Source organism: Pseudarthrobacter sp. NPDC055928 (genome assembly GCF_042270935.1).
In the GTDB taxonomy this organism is placed as follows: Bacteria; Actinomycetota; Actinomycetes; order Actinomycetales; family Micrococcaceae; genus Arthrobacter.
In genome coordinates this window covers 91,011-110,930 of record NZ_JBHJZH010000015.1, presented here as the reverse complement: position 1 = coordinate 110,930, position 19,920 = coordinate 91,011, and the positions used below count along the sequence as shown (strand labels likewise).

Annotated in this window: 22 protein-coding genes; 11 read left to right on the top strand and 11 right to left on the bottom strand. The window is 64.6% G+C overall.

The genetic code is table 11. The features are described from left to right. The first annotated feature begins 65 nt into the window (after window positions 1-65). Window positions 66-998 (top strand): hypothetical protein, encoded by a 933-nt coding sequence (locus ACFC25_RS17825; RefSeq protein ID WP_376047572.1) that lies wholly within the window; start codon window positions 66-68, stop codon window positions 996-998. A 21-nt stretch (window positions 999-1,019) separates the two neighbouring features. On the opposite strand, the gene ACFC25_RS17820 is transcribed toward ACFC25_RS17825, so the two are convergent. Both ACFC25_RS17820 and ACFC25_RS17815 read right to left on the bottom strand, forming a co-directional pair. Further along, window positions 1,020-2,264, bottom strand: coding sequence for a type II toxin-antitoxin system HipA family toxin (locus ACFC25_RS17820; protein WP_376047570.1), 1,245 nt, complete (start codon window positions 2,262-2,264; stop codon window positions 1,020-1,022). Beyond that, a complete protein-coding gene (locus ACFC25_RS17815) occupies window positions 2,261-2,527 on the bottom strand; it encodes a helix-turn-helix transcriptional regulator (RefSeq protein ID WP_337352687.1) in 267 nt (88 codons plus the stop codon). The genes ACFC25_RS17820 and ACFC25_RS17815 overlap by 4 nt, the downstream gene beginning before the upstream one ends. 172 nt (window positions 2,528-2,699) lie before the next feature. On the opposite strand from ACFC25_RS17815, the gene ACFC25_RS17810 reads away from it, so the two are divergent. From ACFC25_RS17810 to ACFC25_RS17785, 6 genes are all read left to right on the top strand, one after another. Beyond that, window positions 2,700-3,458, top strand: a complete 759-nt coding sequence (locus tag ACFC25_RS17810) for a FadR/GntR family transcriptional regulator (RefSeq protein ID WP_376047567.1) — start codon at window positions 2,700-2,702, stop codon at window positions 3,456-3,458. Window positions 3,459-3,493: 35 nt separating this feature from the next. Further along, complete coding sequence (locus ACFC25_RS17805; protein ID WP_376047564.1) at window positions 3,494-4,609, top strand: asparaginase; 1,116 nt, start codon at window positions 3,494-3,496, stop codon at window positions 4,607-4,609. Then, the gene (locus ACFC25_RS17800) at window positions 4,609-4,746 is read left to right on the top strand and encodes a hypothetical protein (RefSeq protein WP_337349972.1); all 138 of its coding nucleotides are present in this window, start codon (window positions 4,609-4,611) and stop codon (window positions 4,744-4,746) included. Before ACFC25_RS17805 ends, ACFC25_RS17800 begins: the two co-directional genes overlap by 1 nt. An 84-nt stretch (window positions 4,747-4,830) precedes the next feature. Continuing rightward, the gene (locus ACFC25_RS17795) at window positions 4,831-6,345 is read left to right on the top strand and encodes an amino acid permease (protein WP_376047561.1); all 1,515 of its coding nucleotides are present in this window, start codon (window positions 4,831-4,833) and stop codon (window positions 6,343-6,345) included. 213 nt (window positions 6,346-6,558) lie between these two features. Next, the gene (locus tag ACFC25_RS17790; RefSeq protein ID WP_337348719.1) at window positions 6,559-7,875 is read left to right on the top strand and encodes a GNAT family N-acetyltransferase; all 1,317 of its coding nucleotides are present in this window, start codon (window positions 6,559-6,561) and stop codon (window positions 7,873-7,875) included. A gap of 67 nt (window positions 7,876-7,942) precedes the next feature. Beyond that, a complete protein-coding gene (locus ACFC25_RS17785) occupies window positions 7,943-9,187 on the top strand; it encodes a low temperature requirement protein A (protein ID WP_376047558.1) in 1,245 nt (414 codons plus the stop codon). Here ACFC25_RS17785 and ACFC25_RS17780 read toward each other — a convergent pair. Beyond that, the gene (locus tag ACFC25_RS17780) at window positions 9,184-9,867 is read right to left on the bottom strand and encodes a phosphohydrolase (RefSeq protein WP_376047555.1); all 684 of its coding nucleotides are present in this window, start codon (window positions 9,865-9,867) and stop codon (window positions 9,184-9,186) included. The two genes, ACFC25_RS17785 and ACFC25_RS17780, sit on opposite strands and share 4 nt — an antisense overlap. A 39-nt stretch (window positions 9,868-9,906) precedes the next feature. Beyond that, on the bottom strand, window positions 9,907-10,806 hold the full coding sequence (gluQRS, locus tag ACFC25_RS17775; protein WP_376047552.1) for a tRNA glutamyl-Q(34) synthetase GluQRS: 900 nt from the start codon (window positions 10,804-10,806) through the stop codon (window positions 9,907-9,909). A 325-nt stretch (window positions 10,807-11,131) separates the two neighbouring features. Here gluQRS and ACFC25_RS17770 point away from each other — a divergent pair, with 325 nt between their 5' ends. The 3 genes from ACFC25_RS17770 (at window position 11,132) to ACFC25_RS17760 (ending at window position 13,834) form a co-directional block, all read left to right on the top strand. Continuing rightward, on the top strand, window positions 11,132-11,590 hold the full coding sequence (locus ACFC25_RS17770) for an Lrp/AsnC family transcriptional regulator (RefSeq protein WP_337348721.1): 459 nt from the start codon (window positions 11,132-11,134) through the stop codon (window positions 11,588-11,590). A 106-nt stretch (window positions 11,591-11,696) separates the two neighbouring features. Beyond that, window positions 11,697-13,184, top strand: coding sequence for a WXG100 family type VII secretion target (locus ACFC25_RS17765; protein ID WP_376047549.1), 1,488 nt, complete (start codon window positions 11,697-11,699; stop codon window positions 13,182-13,184). Between the two features lie 137 nt (window positions 13,185-13,321). Then, window positions 13,322-13,834: a hypothetical protein gene (locus ACFC25_RS17760; RefSeq protein ID WP_337352650.1), complete on the top strand. Its 513-nt coding sequence runs from the start codon at window positions 13,322-13,324 to the stop codon at window positions 13,832-13,834. Here the strand turns inward: ACFC25_RS17760 and ACFC25_RS17755 are convergent. Beyond that, a complete protein-coding gene (locus ACFC25_RS17755) occupies window positions 13,831-14,286 on the bottom strand; it encodes an Lrp/AsnC family transcriptional regulator (RefSeq protein WP_082979127.1) in 456 nt (151 codons plus the stop codon). The two genes, ACFC25_RS17760 and ACFC25_RS17755, sit on opposite strands and share 4 nt — an antisense overlap. 104 nt (window positions 14,287-14,390) lie before the next feature. On the opposite strand from ACFC25_RS17755, the gene ACFC25_RS17750 reads away from it, so the two are divergent. Further along, entirely contained in the window at window positions 14,391-15,032 is a 642-nt protein-coding gene (locus ACFC25_RS17750; RefSeq protein WP_337348713.1) for a LysE family translocator, read from the top strand. A 3-nt stretch (window positions 15,033-15,035) separates the two neighbouring features. Here the strand turns inward: ACFC25_RS17750 and ACFC25_RS17745 are convergent, their stop codons facing one another. The 6 genes from ACFC25_RS17745 to ACFC25_RS17720 form a co-directional block, all read right to left on the bottom strand. After that, on the bottom strand, window positions 15,036-15,395 hold the full coding sequence (locus tag ACFC25_RS17745; RefSeq protein WP_376047545.1) for a nuclear transport factor 2 family protein: 360 nt from the start codon (window positions 15,393-15,395) through the stop codon (window positions 15,036-15,038). 54 nt (window positions 15,396-15,449) lie between these two features. Then, window positions 15,450-16,415, bottom strand: coding sequence for a hypothetical protein (locus ACFC25_RS17740; protein WP_337348711.1), 966 nt, complete (start codon window positions 16,413-16,415; stop codon window positions 15,450-15,452). A gap of 59 nt (window positions 16,416-16,474) precedes the next feature. Then, complete coding sequence (locus ACFC25_RS17735) at window positions 16,475-16,978, bottom strand: DUF456 domain-containing protein (protein WP_337352647.1); 504 nt, start codon at window positions 16,976-16,978, stop codon at window positions 16,475-16,477. Window positions 16,979-17,042: 64 nt separating this feature from the next. Further along, window positions 17,043-17,354, bottom strand: coding sequence for a hypothetical protein (locus tag ACFC25_RS17730; RefSeq protein WP_337348709.1), 312 nt, complete (start codon window positions 17,352-17,354; stop codon window positions 17,043-17,045). 409 nt (window positions 17,355-17,763) lie between these two features. After that, window positions 17,764-18,963 carry an NADP-dependent malic enzyme gene (locus tag ACFC25_RS17725; protein WP_376047541.1) on the bottom strand — a complete coding sequence of 400 codons (1,200 nt, stop codon included), beginning with the start codon at window positions 18,961-18,963 and terminating at the stop codon, window positions 17,764-17,766. 290 nt (window positions 18,964-19,253) lie between these two features. After that, window positions 19,254-19,859, bottom strand: a complete 606-nt coding sequence (locus ACFC25_RS17720; protein ID WP_337348707.1) for a TetR/AcrR family transcriptional regulator — start codon at window positions 19,857-19,859, stop codon at window positions 19,254-19,256. Window positions 19,860-19,920: the final 61 nt, after the last annotated feature.

Here is a 19,920-nt window from a genome sequence, read left to right as displayed (position 1 = left end):
CCAGCCGGGAACGCACGACGGCGTGATCCCCTGTGGTGCGAGCCACTGCGGTGTAGGTTGGACCAATGGAAGTGCTCGACTGGTTGCTCGACTCCGATCCCTCCATCCGCTGGCAGGTCCTGCGTGACCTCGTTGATGCCCCCGCCCGGGAGGTTGCCGCCGAACGGGACCGTGTTGCCACATCCGGTTGGGGCGCCCGGCTCCTTGCACTGCAGGGCACCGACGGACAATGGGACGGCGGCACATACTGGCCGGCGCAGGACGATGACCCGGACAGCCAGCCGTGGACCGCAACCACCTACAGCCTCCTGCTGCTGCGCGGGTTCGGCCTGGACCCTGCCAGCCCTGAAGCCCGGCAGGCAATCAGCCTGGTCCGCGACAACAGCCGCTGGGAGGAAGGCAACCAGCCTTTCTTCGATGGCGAGGTGGAGCCCTGCATCAACGGCATGGTCGTAGCCCTCGGCGCCTACTTCGGTGAGAACGTGGACCCGGTGGTGGAGCGGCTGGTTCGGGAACAGCTCTCGGACGGCGGCTGGAACTGCGAGGCCGAGAGAGGTTCCACACGCTCGTCCTTCCACACCACCATCTGCGTGCTTGAGGGGCTTCTTGAGCACGAACGTTCCACCGGCGGGACCTCCCTATCGCGGCAAGCACGGCAGCGGGGCGAAGAATACCTCCTGGCCCGAAGCCTGCTGAGGCGAAAGAGCAATGGTGAGCTAATCAACGGTCACTGGCTCCAGTTCTCCTACCCCACCCGCTGGTTCTACGACGTGCTCCGCGGGTTGGACTACTTCCGGGCTGCTGGCGGCGCTCCCGACAAACGGCTGGAAGAAGCCGTGGAGGTAGTCCGCTCCAAGCGGCAACCAAACGGCCGGTGGCTGCTGGAGAACACCCACGCGGGCAAGGTCCACTTCCAGCTGGAGGACGGCGACGGGAATCCCAGCCGTTGGAACACCCTCCGCGCCCTGCGGACACTCAGGTGGTACGACGGGCCGTGACGATGCGCCACCCTGACCCGCTTAGCCCTCGAGCAACCTTCGGCGGTGCTTCAACTCCTTGACCCACGCCCGGGTGACCATGTCGGGGAATGGCGAGCCGCCGTCGTCGTTGTTTCCCGGGCCCCCTACACCGGCGAAGGCGGTGCCCGCCTCCAGGTCTGCGATCAACGGGCCTGACGCTTTCAGGGCCAGTTCCACCACCTGGACCGCTGTGCGGTCCGAGAGCCCCAGTGCCGTGGCCCAGCCCAGGAAGTGCCGTCGCGAAATCCCGCTCCGCTTTCCCGCCAACGTCAGCGCCAGGGTTTTATCGCCGTACACCACGGTGGAGGGGATGTCGTAGACCGGGGCGATGGTCCACTCGCCGTGCGGCTGCTGAACCATCGAGACATTCTTGGCGTGGAGGTCGCCGTTGCCGCTGAGCCACGCAAACGCGCCCTGGATGGCCAGGTTCCTCAGGGCGGGCAGGGGCGCCGAACAGTAGTCCGCAAGCGCCTGGCACACATGGCCATAGCCCACGTTGTACTTGTCCGCCGGATAGAGCTTGAGCACCTGCGCCCCGTCCTCCACAGCCAGTCGCCGCACCTCGTCCGGACCGCCGCCCGCGATGGGCACCCGGTCGAAACGCTCCACCAGCAGGCCCGGCCGGCCCGCTACGTCCCGGATCAGTTGCACCCGGCTGAGCGGGACCCGCAGTTTGGCGGCGTACCGGAACATCACCAGCTCGTTTTCCACCACGTGCGGAAACTCCGGGGCATTGAGCTTGAGGATAAACCGCCTCCCGGCGCTGGCCACGGGGAGCGAGATCATGCCGGCCGAGAGCTTGTCCTGCACGCCTGCCAACGCGACAGGGTCGATCAGGTCCGGGTCGCCCAGCAGCTGGTCGAAGTCCACCGGCAGCTTCGGATCCAGCTGGACGGCGTGCTCGTCCGGGTCCAGCGGTTCGCCGTGGCCAACAATCTGGACGTCGCCCACCGGATTGCCGCCGGCAGCGATGAGCAGCGAGAGGTCGTCGTCGGCGCTTGTCTTGATGGAGCGCCGGAGCGCGTTGAGCCGGCGGCCCTCCGGCAGCAGCCCGGTGAAATAGGGCGGCGCCGCTCCTGCCGCCGATAGGACGGGGACGCTGGTGAGCGGCAGGGAACTGGCGACGGCGGGTCCCCCGGACGCGAGGTACGCCGGCAGATAGCTGAACCGCGTGCCGCCGTCGTGCCGTTCCAGCCGCGCGGCAAGCACACCGGCCTTATAGATATCGGCAATGCGGTGTTTCATGGCGCTGGTTCTTGTTCCCTGGCGGTGCCGCTGAGCGCGCGGGCGGCCTGGCTGGTTCTGGTGGCCAGTTGCAGCTCCAGCCCCAGGGTTTCGAGCAGGGCGGTCAGGGAATCCAGCTGAATACTCGGCTTGCCCTGTTCAACAAACCGGACAAAACGCTCTGATACACCTGCCATGTCCGCGAGATCCTGCTGGGTGAGGCGCATGCCTATACGGCGCGAGCGGACCTCTCTGGCCAAGTGATCGCTGATCGATGCCGCCATAACCCTCCCATAGGTACGATCGTGCCGATTCAATGTCCTGCAAAGAGCCTACGCCGATACTTTCCCAGGGGAAAGGGCGCAACCGGCACGAACGTGCCGCTGGTTTATACATCCGCAGGTGAGCCACGCTCGGATCTTGACACCCCCTTGTGACCCGTGCCATATTTTAAGCGTGAACCTGTCAGACAGCCGGACAGCAGGACAGCCTGCCGAGTCCGCCGCGGAGCCAATGGCCCCGGGCACCAGCGCCATCCCGCGCCTGCCCCAGCCTCTCGCCCGGCTCAGCGCTGCCGAAGCAGTGTTCAACGCCATTCGGAGCGACATCGAATCAGGGCAGGTTCCGGTCGGCGGCAAACTGAGCTCGGAGGCCATGCTCTCGCAGCAGTACGGCGTCAGCCGCTCAGTCATCCGGGAAGCCCTGCGCTCCTGCACCGCGCTGGGGCTGACCGTTACCAAGACGGGCAAGGGCACCTTTGTAGTGGCCGACAAGGTAGCCAACGACCTCACGCTGGGCCAGTACTCCGCCCGGGACCTCACCGAGGCCCGTCCGCATATCGAGGTCCCTGCAGCAGGATTGGCCGCCGAGCGTCGGAGTGAGGAAGAACTGGAGACCCTGCGGCACATTGTCGAAGCAATGACCGCTGAAACGGACCCGGAATCATGGGTTGCCCTGGACTCCAGCTTCCACGAAGCCATCGCCCGCGCCAGCGGCAACAAAGTGTTCGCCAGCGTCGTCGCCGATATCCGGGGCGCCCTGGCGTTCCAGTCAGAAACGCTGAACATGGTGGCCGACCGCCAGCACGCGTCGGACATCGAACACCAGCACATCCTCGCCGCGATCGAGGCGGGCTCCGCTGACGCCGCGAGCACAGCAATGGCCGAACACCTGCGCGCCGTCGGCGTTGCCCTCGATTCCATCCTCAATAAATAACCGCGTCAACAAGTACCAGCCACCCCAAGGACTTCATGCCAGCCCCCGCCATGCCCGCTGCCCACACCGCTGCCCCCGGCACCGCCGAAGCAGCATCCGGCACACTTCCGCAGCACGCTCCCCTGGTGGTCGCCACCCGCGGCGGCCTGGTGGAGAGCGTCCATTACGGCTCGGCTATTGCCACGGCACCGGACGGCTCAACCGTGGCAACGGCGGGCAATCCCTTGGCACCGTTCTACCCGCGCTCTTCCCTTAAGCCCCTGCAGGCCGTGGCCATGGTCCGCGCCGGCCTTAACCTCCCCGCCGACCTGCTGGCCCTGTCCGCAGCGAGCCACTCCGGCGCTGCCATTCACCGCGGCGGCACCCAGCGCATCCTCGCTATGCACGGGCTCACTACCCGCGACCTGGAGAACAGCACAGACCTCCCCTATGGCAGCACAGAGCGCGAGGACTGGCTGCGATCCGGTTTCCACGCCACCCAGCTGACCCAAAACTGCTCCGGCAAGCATGCCGCCATGGCTGCCACCTGCGTCATCAACGGCTGGCCGGTCAAGGGCTACCTGGACCCGTCCCACCCACTCCAGCAGCTCGTTGCCGCCACCATCACTGAGCTGACGGGCGAGGTACCCTTTGCCCGCAGCACGGACGGCTGCGGCACCCCGCTCTTCGCCCTCACCCTTCGAGGGATGGCCCGCGCCTTCGGCCGCATAGCTCTCGCCGCCGGGAACGCCGCCGGAAGGACCTCCGACGACGCCGCAACCGCCGCACCTGCGGCGGAAGCCGCCGTCGGACTGGCCATGCGCCAGCACCCGGACATGGTGGCCGGCGAACGCCGCGACGTCACCGATCTGATGCGGCTGCTTCCCGGATCCGTGGCGAAAGACGGTTTTGAAGGTATTCAGCTCGTAGGCCTGCCCGATGGCCGTGCCGTGGGTGTCAAGATTTCCGACGGCGGCGACCGCGCCCGGATGCCCGCCACCGTCCGCCTGCTCGATTACCTGGGAGTGGACGTAACGCCGCTGGCCGGAATCGGCACTTCCCCAATACTGGGCGGCGGTCACAAAGTTGGCCTGCTGCAGCCCACAGACTTCCTGTCCCCGCCCAACGAAGCCCTGCGGGAAGTCGGTGACCACCGGCCTGACCGCCCTTGATGCCCGTACCGCTGACCCGGTCCGAGCACGACCTGCCACCACCTACCCCGAACATCTCCGGATCACGGTGGCACACATCCATCGGCCTGGCCATCGCCCTGAACACCCATCCGGGCAGTGCCAACCTCAGCAAGTAACCCCCCACCGCCCCTGGTCCCGCAAGCTCAGCCAGGGATCCCTGCGGTCGTGGGCCCACCAACCGCTCTCCCGAAGGACACCCCATGACAAATTCCCCCATCCCTGACCACCTCATCGACGGCGGGCATGCGCATGCCAGTGAGTCGGCGTTGCATGCGGAGGATAAGGGTTATCACAAGAACCTCAAGCCCCGGCAGATCCAGATGATCGCGATTGGCGGTGCGATCGGGACCGGGTTGTTCCTTGGTGCGGGCGGCCGGTTGAATGCCGCGGGCCCGTCGCTGGTCATTGCTTACGCGGTGTGCGGGTTCTTCGCGTTCCTGATCCTGCGGGCGTTGGGCGAACTGGTCCTGCACCGGCCGTCCTCGGGCTCGTTCGTGTCCTACGCGAGGGAGTTCTTCGGTGAGAAGGCCGCGTTCGTTTCGGGCTGGTTCTACTGGATCAACTGGGCCACGACCACCATCGTGGATATCACCGCCGCGGCCCTGTACATGAACTTCTTCGGCAACTACATCCCCTGGATGGCGGCCGTCCCGCAGTGGGCCTGGGCGCTGATCGCCCTGGTCGTGGTCCTGGCCCTGAACCTGGTCTCGGTCAAGGTCTTCGGCGAGATGGAATTCTGGTTCGCCCTGATCAAGGTCGCGGCCCTGGTCATCTTCCTGGTCGTGGGCACCTACTTCGTCATCTTCGGCACCCCCGTGGACGGCCAGCAGGTGGGCCTGAGCCTGCTCTCCGATAACGGCGGGATCTTCCCCAACGGCCTGCTGCCCATGATCATCCTGATGCAGGGCGTCCTGTTCGCCTACGCCTCGATCGAACTGGTCGGCACCGCCGCCGGCGAGACCGAAAACCCGGAAAAGATCATGCCCAAGGCCATCAACTCCGTGGTCTTCCGCATCGCCGTGTTCTACGTCGGCTCCGTGATCCTGCTGGCCCTGCTGCTGCCCTACACCTCCTACGAAAAGGGCGTCAGCCCGTTCGTGACGTTCTTCGGCTCCATCGGCATCCAGGGCGTGGACGTCATCATGAACCTCGTCGTCCTCACCGCCGCCCTGTCCTCCCTAAACGCCGGCCTGTACTCCACCGGCCGGATCCTGCGCTCCATGTCCGTGAACGGCTCCGCCCCCAAGTTCGCCTCCCGCATGAACAAAGCAGGCGTCCCCTACGGCGGGATCGCCATCACCGCCGGGGTGTCCCTCCTCGGAGTCCCGCTGAACTACCTCGTCCCGGCCCAGGCCTTCGAAATCGTCCTCAACGTCGCCTCCGTAGGCATCATCATGACCTGGGCCACCATCGTCCTGTGCCAGATCCAGCTCAAACGCTGGGCCGACAAAGGCTGGCTGACCCGCCCCTCCTTCCGGATGTTCGGCGCCCCCTACACCGGCTACCTCTCCCTGCTCTTCCTCATCAGCGTCCTGATCATGGTCTTCATCGACTCACCCCTGACCATGCTCGTCACCGCCATCGCCTCCGCCCTCATGGTCGCCGGCTGGTACGCCTGCCGCAACCGCATCCGCGAAATCGCCGAAACCCGCGACGGCTTCACCGGCACCGCCCCCGTCATCGCCAACCCTCCGGCGGCCACCTTCAAAAAGTAGCGCTCCGCCAGCCAGCTGGCAGTAACGTTCGACGGCGGCACCTGGGCTCTGTACACACACGGAACCCGGGTGCCGCCGTCGTACTCCCGTCATGCAACGCTCCCGCAACCCCGCCGAAGGGGCGGATCGCCTATGCTCAGCAGAGCGCGTCAAAACGCGGCTCTATAAGGCTTCAACGAGCAGTTCAACGACGAACCACCCGGGAGACACGGCATGACCAACTGGCGGATCAGGGATTTCCACTCGGCGGACCTGGACGGGATCCTTCACCTTTGGGAAACCCTCAAGGCCAACAACGTGGAACCGGTCTACGCGCTCTCTGAGGTATTGGCCTCGTGCGAAAAGGACCACGCGGTAGTGGCTGTCCTGGGAGACATGGTGGTGGGCGCCGCCGTCGGACGTGCCGCACACGACCAAGGATGGATCGTTTTCCTGGCCACCCTGCCGGAATACCGGGGCCGCGGGATCGGCACTTCGCTGCTCGCCGCCGTCGAAAACCGGATGGCCCCACACGGCCTCAACAAACTGTCGGCATTGATGCCGGAATCCGAGACCCGAGTGGAGGCGTTCCTCAGCCGCGGCTTCGCCTTGAAGAAGAACCTCCGCTACTTCGAGCGGACCATCCCCGTCCAGCGCCAGGAACTGGGAGCGCTGGGCCAGCTGGGCGGCCGCATCCTCGCCCGGGACCTCTGGGAGAACGTTGCCGGCATGCGGAACGAGAAGGAGCTCCTCGAACGGCGCCTTGTCCTTCCCCTGGCTGAGGCCGACCTCGCCGACGAATACGGCGTGGTGCCGCCGCGCGCCGTGGTGCTCTTTGGTCCTCCCGGGACCGGCAAGACCACGTTTGCGAAGGCGATCGCGTCGCGGCTGGAATGGCCGTTCGTGGAGGTATTCCCCTCCCGGCTGGCCTCCGATCCCAAGGGACTCGCCGGCGCCCTTCGCGAGACGTTCCTTGAGATCGCCGAGCTGGAGCATTGCGTGGTGTTCATCGACGAGGTGGAAGAGATCGCGTCCCAGCGCTCCGGTGAGCCGCCGTCGCCGCTGCAGGGTGTCACGAACGAGCTCCTGAAAATCATTCCCGCGTTCCGCGAACAGCCCGGCCGACTGCTGGTGTGCGCCACGAACTTCATCCGGGCGTTGGACACGGCATTCCTGCGCCATGGCCGGTTCGACTACGTCATCCCGATCGGCCTGCCGGACCGCCAGGCCCGCGAAGCGATGTGGCAGCGTTTCATTCCCGCCACCGTTGTTGACGACGTGGATGTGGAACTCCTGGTGGAGCGGACCGAGGGTTTCTCTCCTGCGGACATTGAGTATGCCGCCCGTAGCGCCTCCCAGCGGGCGCTGGAAAAAGCAGTGTACGACGACGGCGGCGCGGCTTCCGGCGGCAGTGGTTCAGTTCGCGAGGCGGTCCGGAAGGGCCCTTCCACGCAGGACTACCTGGACGCCATCGGCGAGACGAGGACCACCGTCAGCGCGGAGGTCCACCAGGACTTCCTGGAGGACATCGACGCCCTGGGCCGGGTGTAGCCCGCGCAAGGCCCGTGGCTGCACCGCCAGTGGAGCCAGCTACTGCGCTGGCGGTAATCTTTGACCCATGTCCTCCTCGAACCCGCTTCGGCACGCCTTCTCCCGCATGGGCGGCCGGGATCCCCATGAAAAGCATCGTTCGGCCACCCCGCTGGAACTCTTCTTCGACCTGACGTTCGTCATTGCCTTCGGAGTGGCCGGCAGCCAGTTCGCGCATGAGATCGCGGAAGCGCATTTCGGCGCCGGGCTGCTGGGATTCTCCTTTGCGATGTTCGCGGTGATCTGGGCGTGGATCAACTTCACGTGGTTCGCGAGCGCCTACGACACCGACGACTGGGTGTTCCGGGTGGTCACCATGGTCCAGCTTCTCGGCGTGCTGATTCTGGCCATGGGCATCGAGCCCATGTTCCATTCGCTCGTCGAGGGCAAGCATGTGGACAACGCAGTGATGGTGGGCGGCTACGTGATCATGCGCCTGGCCCTGGTCTTCCAGTGGCTACGTGCAGCACGGCAGGATCCCGCACGCCGGCAGACCTGCCAGCGCTACGCCACGTATCTTGGCGTGGTGCAGCTGGGCTGGATCGCGGTACTCATCATTGAAGCGGACATTCTGACGACGTTCCTCGTGGCTGCGCCGCTGTTTATCTTGGAAATGCTCGCTCCCTACGCAGCGGAGCGCAGCATGCGGACCCCGTGGCACGCACACCACATCGCCGAACGCTACGGGCTCCTCGCCATCATTGCCCTTGGCGAATGCCTGATCGGGGCGATCGAAACCCTCCGCGCCATCGTTGCCAACCACGGCTGGAGCGTCGATGCGGCCCTTGTGGGCTTCGGCGGCACGGCCCTGGCCTTCAGCATGTGGTGGATCTATTTCATCCTGCCCGCTGGTCCGGCCCTGCACCACCAGCGGCACCGCTCATTCTTCTTCGGCTACGGGCACATGCCCCTTTTCGCGGCCATCGCCGCAACTGGCGCCGGGCTGCATGTGGCGGCGTACTACGTCGACCACGAGGCCCACATCAGCGCGGCAGTGGCCGTAGCCAGCATCGCCATACCTGTGGCGCTGTTCAAACTCTCCTTGACTTGGCTCTTCAGCGTCATGATCTGCGCAGACCGCACCGTCATTGCCGTGGCGGTTGGCGTCGTGGTGGCGCTGGCCGGCAGCGTGGGACTCGCCGCCGCAGGGGTCTCGGTGCCCGTTTGCCTGCTGGTGATTGTGCTGGCTTTGGGCGTGTCGATTGTCATTGACGAGAAGCACGGCACCGAACGAATGAACGCAGCGCTGGAGCGGATGAAAGCAGGAGCCTAAGAGGCCCCGTCTGTCCGGCTGTCCGCCGTTTCAGGGGCGTGGACAGGCTCAGCCGTCTGCGCAGACTCGGCCCCCGGGGCGTCGTCGTAGGCCAGGTTCTCGTAGTCGGTGTCGTCTTCGTCGTCCAGCCTCTCGTCCAGTTCCTCGAGCAGCCAGGGATTTACCCTCGCAAGGATCTTCCGGACTTCCTCCACCTCGACGGCGGCATAAAGTACCGGACGGGCATCCCGGTACTTAGTGACAGGCGGCTTGTCCGGCCACTTCTCCGCAAGCGCCTTGACGCGCTCAGGCAATGAGTTGTGGGCGTTGTCAGCGATCTTGACCAAGGCGGCGTCGTGGTCTTCGGCGATTTCCCGGATTCCGGAGGCGTAGTCGTCCGGATTGTCATGGAGCCGGTTGGTGACCCGTTCAATGATTCCCACGGCACGTTCGGAGACGCCCATGTCCAGCAGGGCCTGCCTGGTGATGGGCGTGTCCTCTGCAATGTCGTGCAGGTACCCGGCGATCCGGATGTCATCGTCGAAGTCTTCCAGCGCATCCCCCACGGCGATCACGTGGTCGCGGTACGGCCGCTTCAGCTTGTCCTTTTGGCGGTTGTGGGCCACCTCGGCCAGGACTTTGGCGGTCTCAACAGTGAATCTAGGCGCGGGGCTGTGCTCCGTGGAGTGCTGGTCTGACATCCCCCAAGCCTACGCGTGGCCTGCAAATGAAGGTTCCCCTCAGGACAAGCTGCCTGGTCCTGGGTCCGGCCAGACCCAAGCATCCCGCGGGAGGCTGTCCGGCCGGAACGCTGCCAGCGCCTGGTCCAACGTTCCCGCTGGCAGGCCGAGCGACTGCAGCAGGTTGTCCCGGACGTCTTCAACGGGCACGCCCGCGCGTGCGAGGTCGCCCAAGGTGACTGCGCCATCGCGCTTGGCCAGCCGCGCGCCGTCGGAATTCACCACCAACGGAACATGGGCATATTCCGGAATCGGAATATGCAAGAGGGACCCAAGGTATGCCTGGCGAGGCGTGGACGGCAGCAGATCATCGCCCCGGACCACCTGGTCGACGCCCTGCGCTGCGTCATCCACCACGACAGCCAGGTTGTATGCCGTCACGCCGTCGTTGCGGCGCAGGACAAAATCGTCCACCACGCCCGTGAATTCTCCATGCAGGACATCGTTGACGGTGTACTCCGTCACCGCGGAACGCAGGCGAAGTGCAGCCGGCCGCATGGACCTCTTGAACTCCAGTTCTGCGGGATCGAGGTTGCGGCATGTTCCCGGATAGGCGCCCTGCGGCGCGTGGGGAGCGGACGGCGCCTCTTGGATCTCCCGGCGCGTGCAGAAACACTCATAGGTCCGGCCGAGCTCCGTCAGCCGGCGTATGGCGTCGTTGTAGACCTCACCACGGTCCGTCTGGTGTACCACCGCGCCGTCCCAGGTAACGCCGATCGCCGCAAGGTCCCTGAGTTGCTCCGCCTCCGCTCCGGCCCGGGCGCGGTCAAGGTCCTCCACCCGGAGCAGGAAATCCCGCCCCGTGGATCGGGCAAAAAGCCATGCGAGCATGGCGGTTCGGAGGTTGCCCACGTGCAATTCACCGGAAGGACTGGGGGCAAAGCGGCCGGCAGGGGTCATGGTTCAACCCTAGTCCGGCACACACAAGAGCCCCTCAGCTACCGATGACTTCGGAGATCCGACGTCGGGAGCTCAGGGGCTCTTGCCGTGTTTGCTTCAATGACCGTGGTGTGAACAAGTGTCAATCAGCGGCGGCCTCCTTGCGGGAAGCGTGTCCAGTGTCCGGGTGGTGTGCCGGGGAGCCTGTAGCCTGCGGGGTTCGGCGGTAGCCTTTGTCCTTGTTGCCACAATTTGAACAGAAGCCATACAGTTGGCACAACCGGCACTGGGTTTATTGATCAGTCTGACTAACACGTGCCGCCACGATCGACAGGAAGTGATCAGATTGCAGGAACTGGACGCCACCGACAAGCGCATTCTCAGCGCCCTTGACGAGGACCCACGCGTTCCCATCATGGTGCTGGCCCAACGGCTTCGGCTGGCGCGCGGCACGGTGCAGTCGCGCCTGGAGCGGATGTCGGCGTCGGGCGCGCTCCGTCCCAACAGCAGCCGCGTACTCCCCTCCGCATTAGGCCGTGGAGTGGCAGCAGCAGTCAGCGCGGAACTGGATCAGAGCCACCTCAATGAAGCCATCGCGGCGCTCCGGGAAATCCCCGAAGTCCTGGAGTGCCACGCACCGGCCGGCGACACCGACCTGCTGATCCGTGTGGTGGCCACCAGCCCGGACGATCTCTACCGGGTCTCAGAGGAAATCCGGCTGTGCCCCGGAATTGTGCGCACATCCACGAGCATGTTCCTGCGTGAGGTCATCCCTTACCGGACCACCGGATTGCTCAAGGACTGAGTTTCGATTCCGTTTGGCCTGCGCGCAGCCCAACGGGGACCTCTCCCCATCGCCCTGCCAGCCCCATCGCAGCTAGGCTGGCACGGGAATCCATTCAGGGGGAAACATGGCGGGGAACTTTTACGGCGGTGACGTGGCCCAGTTGCGGCAGCTCGCCAAGGACCTGGCAGGCGGCGCGAACAGGTTAAGCCTGCTCGGTTCGCAGCTCAGCAGCGTCATCAGCACCGGCGCCTGGAAAGGGCATGACGGCGAACGCTTCCGGAGTGACTGGACGTCGTCGCACATGAAGCTGCTGAAGTCCGCAACGGCGGGCCTGGAGCAGGCATCAAAGATCCTGCTCGCCAACGCCGACGAGCAGGAGAAGGCCAGTAACAGCGGGGGTACTGGTTCCGGTGGCAACGGCCCAGGGGGCAGCGGTTCAGCGGAAGGCGCCGCCCAGGATCTCACGGACCGCCTAACCGGCTTGACTCCCGAGGAACGCGCCGAATATCTCGGCAGTGACGAATTCAGGCAGTGGGCCCTGAACAACCCTGAGGGCGCCAAAGCCGCCATGGACGCCGCCGCCGACTCGGGCCTGATCGAGAAGAACTCCGAGGAATACGCGGATTTCCTCAGCTCCTACTGGAACAACCAGGCCATGCTGGACATGGGCATAGACCCCTCCAGCTGGGACACGTCCAAGGGCACGGAACATAACTGGGAGACCATCAAGAAGGTCTACGACTTCTACGGCCAGGCCTATTTATCCAACCCGGACCTGCAGTGGGCCGGGATGGCCAACATGATCGGCCCGTCCTTCGCGGGCGGCTTCAAGGACATGGCGATGCTGCGCGACCTCGCCCAGCAGATCGCGGACAATCCGGCCTCGGACGTTCCGCTCCCCATCCTGGACCAGATCGAACAGCTCGCCGGGATGACCGATGAGGAGATCCGTTACTACGAGACCAGCATGCTGGACATGAACAAGGAGATCTTTCTCGACCAGGCGCGGCAGCACCAGGCCTACATGGACGGCGGCATCGAGGAAATCAACAGGCTACGGGACTCGGGTGCCATTGACGCCGGTACCGCCGAGGAGTGGGCCAAGATCGATTCCGGCGATCCGGACCTTGTCCAGGAGGGCAACACAGCCCTCCTTTACCGCGAACAGAACGAGATCATTGCGGACGACTACGACAACATGCGCAACCACCCCGGCGGAGAGGCCGTGACTTACCTGGTGACCCTGGCCGGCGAGCCCTCCATTCCCGGCGCGAAGAGCTACCCGGAGGTCTTCCCTTACACCTTCAGTGTGGAGAGCCCCGGCCCGGAAAACGTGCCCTTCACCAACTGGGACAACCCCACGCAGTTCCGCACTGACTTCACCACCGGCTTCCCCGACGGGAACATTTCCAACGCCGACCAGCGCTGGGAACTCATCCGGCAGGACACCCTTCCGGCATACCAGGACCTCCTGGCGAGTGACCCCGCGCGTGCCGGGCAGATCATCGCCTCCGACTTCAACGACCGTGTGGACCAGTACAGGCCAATCAACAACATCCCCGGCATCATGGACCGCTTTGTGGATGGTTTCGACGCCGAGGTGCACCAGTGAGTCTCCCGCGCATATCCGGACGCCCGCCCCTGAGGCGGCAGGCCGCCGTCGTACTTCTTGCACTTTCCGCTTGCCTCGGTCTGGCCGGCTGCCAGATGAACGGCACCCCCACCGAACCGACCTCTCAAGGGAGCACCATGAGCACCTCCGAATTCTCCACCCTCGATGCGGCTGGAGTGGCCGCCATCCGCGAATCCAGGACAGCGAGGCTGGACATGAGCTCGGGACGGCTGGAAAAGGCTGCCGTACGGGTCACCGAAGACAGCTATGGGCCCGAGATCAACACCCGGGACTCGGGAAAAATCAAGCTCACCATCGTTGCCCCAAGCGGCGAGATCAGCGGGGAAACAGACCGGATCCGCTTGAACACCACCGAGAAGCGGCCGGACTTCAGCGAGCTCACCTACTTCCTGACCGCGGACTCCCCCGACGAGTACTTTGAGCTCATCCGGGACGGAGTGGAACGGTACGGGATCGACGCCGACTCCGCAGAACGCTGGATAGCCGGCGCCCAGCGGGAACCGGAACGGAAAAGCGATTTTTCCATCACATCCGGCACCTCCACGGGCCTGGACGTCAACTATGACCTCCGGTATGACGGAACGAAGGACACGCAGGTGATCATCGTCCACGTCAGGCCGGCAGCCTAAACGGGCGGGCCTGCGTTGGACTTCAGGTTCTTCATCACCAGCGTGGACGTCAGCCGCTCAACACCCGGCAACGATGTGAGCTCGGCGTCGTAAAAGCGCTGGTACGCCGGCAGGTCCTCGGCGATGACTTTCAGCAGGTAGTCCGGGGAACCGAAGAGCCGTTGCGCTTCCACAATATTGGGGTTATCCGCCACCCGGTTCTCGAAGATCTCCATGGTGGGACGGTCCACCTGGCGCAGCGTCACAAACACAATCGCTTCGAACCCCAGCCCCACGGCGGCCGGATCAATGTCCGCTTTGTAGCCACGAATGACTCCGGAGGACTCCAGATCGCGCAGCCGCCGGTGGCAGGGCGCAACAGTCAGTCCCACCTTTGCGGCGAGGGCTGTTGCAGTCATGCGGCCGTCCTCTTTGAGGTGGCGCAAAATATTCCTGTCAATATGGTCTATCACGCAACAATCTTACCGAAACAGTGGTTCCTTGTGAGAAAACAGGGAGCACTTATGGCACCAAAGTTCGTAGGGTTTGTCCTGTAGCCATCTGACAGGAGCAAACCGTGAACGCCCAGCTGTTTTTCGCCTTTATTGTGGTGGCCGCCGCCCTCGCCTGTACCCCTGGCGTGGACTGGGCGTACTCCATCACCGCGGGCCTGCGGCAGCGGAGCTTCGTGCCGGCGGTGGCAGGGCTCTGCGGCGGCTACGTCCTGCACACCATCCTGATGGTGGCTGGCCTGGCGGCCCTGCTGGCCGGAATGCCAGGAGTTCTCACCTGGATCACAGTGGCCGGAGCAGGCTACCTTCTGTGGCTCGGCATCAGCACGCTCCGGTCCTGGCGCGGGGCATCCTTTGGCGCGGCAGACGCCGTCGGACTTCCCACTGCCAACCAGCTGCGAACGTTCCTCCAGGGCATGGGTACCAGCGGCATCAACCCCAAAGGCCTGCTCTTTTACGTGGCCCTGGTGCCACAGTTCGTCAGCCCCGAAGCGTCCTTGCCGGTGCCCGTGCAGTCCGGGCTGCTGGGCCTGACGTTTGTGGTGCTCGCCGGCATTGTCTACACCTGCGTGGCGCTCCTGGCCCGGAAACTCCTGCAGTCCCGCCCTGGTGCAGCACGGAAAGTGACCCTTGCCAGCGGTGTGATCATGGTTGCCCTGGGCGTGGTGCTCCTGTCCGAGCAGTTGGTTCCACTGTTCATCTCCTGACGGCTACGGCCGCCGCTCCATGAACCACTCCGTAAATTCTGAAGCCCGCCCGTCGGGAGCCAGCCGGATGACCCACAGGTTGTCATAGCTGGGCCGGTCACCCAGGTAGTGGGTAAAGCCCTGCACAAAAGCGAGATCGCCGTCTGTACCCAATAATGACCACTCGAACGTCCACTCCTCCGGTTCGTCGCGGGCGGCCAGCCAACGGTCCACGATCTGCTCACGCCCGCGCCAAGGATCCTTGTCGTGCGGGCGGGTGGCGTACACCGCCTCTTCAGTGAACAGCGCACGGATGTCCTCTGGCTCGTTGGTGGTCCACGCGCTGATGTACTTTTCCATCCAGGACCGGACTACGTCACTCATTTCTCCGTTGTACTCCCGAGCGGACGGCCCCACAAGGCTGCCACAGCGAACGGCTTACTCGCCGTCGAGCTTCTCCCACTCCTGTTCCCACAGCCGCCGCTCCTCGACGTCCTTACGTATGACTTCGAAGGTTTCGAGCTCCGCAGGCCTGCCGCGCAGCCAATCCCGAGGGTTGAGCGACTTCCGGCCGTTGTCCAGCAGCAGGAAGGCACGGTCCGTCAGGGCGTCGTTACGCAGCATCATGTCCGTCTTCCGGCGGCGAAGGACCTCCCGAAGGGTTTCCTCGGACTTTGCCCGGGCGCCAAGCCGCCGCAGCGAGCGGGCGCGTAGCAGCAACAACGCAGCGGACAGATCATCAGAGTTCAGCAATCCCTCCGTCCAGATCACCACCTGCTTGTCCCGGCCCAACGCAAACGCCGCCGAACAGCGCGCCAGGGCCGCAGGCAGCGAGGGCGGCAGTTGCGCAGCGGTGTGAAGTGCGGCTTCCAGCTGACCCATTTCCCGCAGGCAGTGCGCGAGTGCCAGGAACACTGCCTCTTCGCTGAACAACACGGGGACCTCGACGCGTTCGGCCACCTCTACCCGGGTAACCACGCGCGTGAGGTAGACGGAGGCATACTGGTTGGCGTCGTCGTGGTTCCTGATGGCGAGCCCCCGCTGCAGGAGCTCTGCCGCCCGCAAATACCCGCCGTGCTTATACGCCAGCAGTCCGGCCATGATGTAGCAGAGCCCGGCCCAGCCAGGATAGGCGCGGGCCAAAGCGATGAGCCGGTCAGGTTGCCGTGCACTGAAAATTGCCTCGTGGACGGCCTTGACCGTTTTTCCGGACAGCATCTTGAGCCTCGGAATATTGCCATCCACGGAGAGGAACGCCTGGTTCCGGCCGCCGAGGACGCTGTGCAAAATTCCGCCCACTCCATCGGCCAGTTCACGGACAGCCGTGCGCAACTGGACCGGACCAAACGGCGTGAGGTCCCGGGTGTCCCGGTAGATCGGTGTTAGAGCATCCCCCGCGGTCATTTCTCCATGCTAGCCGCGCGGCACCGCGCGCCGGGAAACAGGGAGGCAGCCGGAAGTGCTTAGGAGGTGGCCGCGGACACCCAAAGCCCAATCACCCAGGTGCTCGCCGCCAGGCAGGCCAGCCCAAACTCCACCAGCATCCCCAGCCCGGTAGCCTTCAACGCCGCCCAGCTGGTGGTTGTTGCCGTGCCAAGATCCCGGGTGCGGAGCAGTTCGCTGAGCAACAGGCCGGCGGCGAAGCCCACAAACAAACCCACTACAGGAATGACAAACATGCCCGCGACGCCGGCCACGAGCCCGATGACCACACTCCTGCTGGGGATCCGGTGTTCCCTGAGCTTCCGGCCGGTCAGCACGGCGCTTGCCGCCATCCCAGCCAGCACAAAGACCACCCCCACGCCGAAAACCACCCAGCCCGCGGCTCCGGCCCCGCCCCAGATTGCCCACGCCAGGAGGCTCAGTCCGATCAGGATGCTGCCAGGGAGGACCGGGATGATGGTGCCGGCCACGCCCACCAGGATCGCCAGGCCGCACAGGATGGTCACCACGGTTTCGGAGTTCATGTTCCTCAGTTTAGGGCGGCAAAAGGGGCACACGCCGCCGGCGTGTGCCCCTTTTGGTTACAGGCTAGCTTTCGTAGCCGCCGTCGCCGTACCAGACAGAGTAGTGCGAAACACCCTTGCCCGATGTGGTGGTCACCGTCACTGTTTCCCGGCCCGGGTCAAACGTGAAGTACTCCACTGTGGTGCCCGACTTGAGGCAAACCTGGGTGATCAGTTGGCCCTCGGGAGCCTCAAGCGTGATGCTCGCGCCCTCCGAATTGACATCGATCTTGCCGGAGTCCCCTGCAGGACACAGATTTGGGACGGCCTGGGCGGGCATGGCCCCGCCGAGCAACACCAATGCTGCCACCGAACCCGCAGCTAGTAGTTTCTTCATGTCCATTCTCCTTCTCGCGTTATCTATGAGAACGGCCCCGTACCTTGCCCCAGCGCTATAGTCAGGGTCCGGTTAAGCCGGGCTACGGGCTCTTCACAGTCGCGATCCGAGGGATCCGGATCATGGGTTGTGAATTTCTACTCCATTTCGTCCACTGCCCAGCAGCAACAAACCGCACCCCCAAAAGCGGTGGGCGAAAGCCTGTTTGCTGGTCCAAGGCTAGACAAAATCACACCTCGCACGCCCGAGTAATTAGTACTCGACTTGTGAGTACACGAATACTTGTTCCGTTACGCGTCAACTTGAGTCGCTTACTTGTCTTTGCACTTAACTTAACGCGAAACGGCGGTACTCCCCAGGTATGGGAGGTACCGCCGTCGGGCGTTGATGCAGCTTCCGGCTGCGGAGACTACTCCGCTTCCACGGCCGCAGCGACGGCGGCCGTCACTGCCGGTGCTACGCGCGGATCCAGCGGGCTGGGCACGATGTAGTCAGCGGACAGCTCGGCTTCCGCCAGTTCCGCGATGGCGCGCGCGGCGGCGAGCTTCATGGCGGGCGTGATCCGGCGGGCGCGGGCGTCGAGCGCGCCGCGGAAGATCCCCGGGAATGCGAGCACGTTGTTGATCTGGTTGGGGAAATCGCTGCGACCGGTGGCCACCACTGCGGCATACTTGGCAGCTACCTCGGGCAGGACTTCGGGGTCCGGGTTGGAAAGGGCGAACACGATGGAGTTGGTGTTCATCAGCTTCAGGTGTTCCTCGTCCAGCTTCGAGGATGAGACACCAACGAACACGTCGGCGTTGAGCAGCGCGTCGCCTGGGCCACCGGTGACGGCGCGGGGGTTGCTGCGCTGGGCCATCTGGGCCTTCTTGCTGGCAGGATCGGCGGCGATGTCTGCGCGGTCCTTGTTGAGGACACCCTTGGAGTCGAGCAGGACCACGTCCTGGATACCGGCGGTAAGGAAGATTTCTGCGACGGCGATGCCGGCCGCACCTGCGCCGGAGACCACCACGCGGAGGCTTTCGAGTTTGCGGCCGGTCACCTTGGCTGCGTTGGTCAACGCGGCGAGGGCCACCACCGCGGTGCCGTGCTGGTCATCGTGCATCACCGGGCAGTCCAGCGCCTCGATGAGCTTTTCCTCCAGCTCGAAGCAGCGGGGTGCGGAGATGTCCTCGAGGTTGACGGCGCCGAAGCTGGGGCGCAGCCGGACCAGGGTCTCCACGATCTCGTCCACGTCGGTGGTGTTCAGGACCAGGGGGATGGAATCGAGGTCGCCGAACGTCTTGAACAGCGCGGACTTGCCCTCCATGACCGGCAGGGAAGCGCTGGCGCCGATGTTGCCAAGGCCCAGCACCGCGGTGCCGTCGCTGACCACAACCACCAGGCGCTGGGCCCAGGTCAGGGTCTTGGCGAGTTCCGGATTGTTGTGGATGGCGCGGCTTACTTCCGCCACGCCGGGCGTATAGGCGATCGAGAGGTCGCGCTTATTGGACAGCGGAACGGTGCTGGTGATCGAGAGCTTGCCGCCCTGGTGGGCGTCAAAGATCTCCGCTTCGGTCAGGGCCGTTGCTGCGGAATTGTCAGTGGGTGCGATTGCGTCAATGGACACGTCTTTGTCTCCTGGGGCTAGCCGTGGGCGCACGGCGCAGAAAGGCTCAAGCACATGGAGGCTCAAGATGGTGGATTCGGCGCTTCGCGGGCCCAGGGGTGGCGGGCCCGGGGTGAAGTCCTTGCAGGTGCGGGTTTCCAGCCACTCCGGTTCTGCAATGGTAAACAGGCTTAATGGGTGAAAAAGGCCGCCGGGCGCCCGTCTTGGGCTGAAAAATCGATTATTCGGAACGTTTTGTGAGCCGGATCACGCGAATAAGGCTGATTTAAGGGCCTAATGGTCTAGACCGGTTACGCCGATTTATGCACTGGGTAGTCCTCAGAGGAGGCCGGAACCAGCAATGAGCACGCCTTTTTGAGGTCTTCCTCCGCCTCAAAGAGGGACAAACGCCGGTTCCGGACAGACTGGACCAGACCAGTGACCGTTAGCAACACAACCCTGGCTGTGATGTCGTTACTGGCGGCAGCGACGGCGTCCTGGCTCAGGGTGTCGATTTCCCGCAGCAGCACCGTGGTGTCCCGATCCTTGAGGTACACGCCACGGGCGAGGCACTGTTCCACCGCCGGCTGCATCACCCGCATGTGGAAGATCTCCATCACCACTCCGGACAGGGCACGCCCGCGGAAGCGGGCCGAAGCGCCGCGGGTCCCTGTTTGCAGTTCATCCAGCTGGTGGCGGTACAGGGCGAGCATCAGGTGGGTGGGTGACGGAAAATACCGGTAGAGCGTGCCGAGGGGAACGTCTGCCTTTGCCGCAACCTCGGACAGTTCCACCGAGTCCAGCCCTTTGCGGGCGAACCCTCCGGCTGCTTCCAGGATCCTGGCGTAACGCAGTTTCTGGCGTGGGGCAGTAGGCCTCGCGGCCATGGGCGGATGGTCTGAAATGGTCTGGGGCATCAGGATTCCGGGGTTGTGTTCTTATGGTGCAGCAGCAGGGAGCGTCCCCATTCCGTGCTGC